The sequence below is a fragment of the Streptomyces bohaiensis genome (assembly GCF_012033785.1).
Classification (GTDB): domain Bacteria; phylum Actinomycetota; class Actinomycetes; order Streptomycetales; family Streptomycetaceae; genus Streptomyces; species Streptomyces bohaiensis.
Window position 1 is genome coordinate 1 of record NZ_JAAVJC010000481.1, and the last position, 1,807, is coordinate 1,807.

1 protein-coding gene and 1 pseudogene are annotated in these 1,807 nt (G+C 76.1%); both read right to left on the minus strand.

The features are described 5' to 3' along the window. Positions 1-366 (minus strand): annotated as a pseudogene (locus HCN52_RS24100) (lantibiotic dehydratase); the annotation flags it as partial. After that, entirely contained in the window at positions 363-1,508 is a 1,146-nt protein-coding gene (locus HCN52_RS24105) for a hypothetical protein (protein ID WP_209314944.1), read from the minus strand. The pseudogene HCN52_RS24100 and the gene HCN52_RS24105, both read right to left, overlap by 4 nt. Between the last annotated feature and the right edge of the window lie 299 nt (positions 1,509-1,807).

Consider the following 1,807-nt stretch of genomic DNA (forward strand, 5'->3'; position numbering starts at 1 on the left):
GTCGCGGGCCTCGGCCCGCCGCTGCCGTGCCCGCTGCCAGGCGGCGACCTCGGGGTCGTCGTCGGCCAGGAGGGCCGCGCGCGGCTCGGTGTCGTTGTGGATCGCCCGGCGCAACGCGATGAGCCGGCCGCGGACGTCGCGGTCCTCGGTGGCGCCGATCCGGGTGTAGAGCGCGTCGGCGCAGCGCGCGGCCCGGTCGAGCACCTCGGCCTCGGCGCGGTCCACGGCGGTGAGGGCGTCGAGCAGGTCGGGGTCGGCCAGCCGCTCGCGCCGCAGCGGGTTGAGCCGGAGCATCCACAGCGGCTCGTCGATCGGGCCGGAGGTGGGCTCGTCGATCGGCTCGGGGGTCGGCTCCGCGGCGCTCATCGGGCGACCGCCGCGTCCTGGGCCGGGGCGGGGGACCCGGTCGCCGTCTCGATGCGCTCCTGCCAGGTGGTGCCGAGGACGCGGTCGACCAGTTCGGCGACGGCGTAGCAGAAGTAGTAGCGGTGCATCGGGGGCACGCAGAGCAGCGGGAGCTGCTGGTAGAAGAGGTTCACCAGCAGCCGGTAGGAGGCGAACCACTCGGTGGTGGTGTCCAGCGCGCCGGAGGTGTCCATGGTGCGGTGGAACGCGCTGGGGGCGCTCTCGACCCGACCGGTGTCCGACCCGGGCGGGCCCATGGTGGCGCGGTCGAAGCCGCTGCCGAGCGAGTCGATGCCCTCCAGCGTCAACTGCCCCTGGGCAACGGCGTAATCGAAGCCGCCCATGCAGTAGGCGAACGACGACCCCCAGCCGGCGGCACCTTCGGTGCGGCCGGCGAGTCCGGCCTCGACCAGCGGGCGCAGCCGCGGGGTGTCGGCCTCCAACCGCCGCGCGAAGGAGGGCCGGGGGTCCTTGACCGGCGCGGCCCACGCCAGGAACGCCTCGGCGTGCGAGCGCAGCGAGAACACCCCGTAGGCGGCGCCCCGGGGATGGGCGGCGGCCAGCGCGACGAACGCCTCACCGACCAGCGTCAGGGCGTCCTGCGGGGCGCGGTCCAGTCCCTCGACGGTGGTGAGCACCGGGCCCGTCAGCCGGTCCAGTGCCATCTCGCGCAGCCCCAGCAGCGGCTGCGGCCAGCCGTCGAGGTCGGCCGCGGTCAGGTACTCCACGGCGCCGTGCTCGCGCATCGGCAGATAGGGCGGTTCGACGCCCTCCAGCCGGCCGGTCTCCCGGGCCTGGGCCAGGTAGCGCTCCTCGTCCAGGACGCCGGGGCCCTCGGCGGGGCCGGCGTCGAGGCGGTCGGCGAGCTCCGGCCAGTCGGGGGCGGACTGGCCGGGGAAGGGGCGGGCGACGAACTCGATGTGGGGGCCGTGCAGCCAGCCGCGCCGGATGTGGACCAGCCCGGCGTCGCGCCCGTCCCGCAGGGAGCGTGCCGCCGGGACCACGGTGCGGGCCAGCCACCGGGGGGTGACGGGCGCGCGTGTGAAGAGGCGCAGGCCCACCCGGTCGGTCGTGCCGGTTTCCGCGCGCCCCGCTGCTGCCATGCTCACACCACGAACCCGTTCCTGGTCAGGGAGGTGACGGCCGAACCCCCGGAGCGGCGACGGCTCCGATTCGGTCGAACTGGGCGCCCAGAATGCCGCCGTCGCGCGGCGGCGCACAACGAGTTGCCTGCGGGTTCTGACATCTGTCACGAGCGTGTGGATCGGTCTCGCCACCGGGCAGGGGAAGCGCTCCGCGGTGCGTCGTGGCGCACGGCGGCGGGCGCGCCGCCGTCCCTCGGGGTCCCGCCGGCTGTCCGCGCGGCTGCCTGTGCGGGCGCGGCCGGCGACCCGGCCGCCAC

Excerpts from the sequence above, each read along its gene's own strand:
- HCN52_RS24105 (WP_209314944.1), bottom strand. The coding sequence starts at position 1,508 with ATGGCAGCAGCGGGGCGCGCGGAAACCGGCACGACCGACCGGGTGGGC.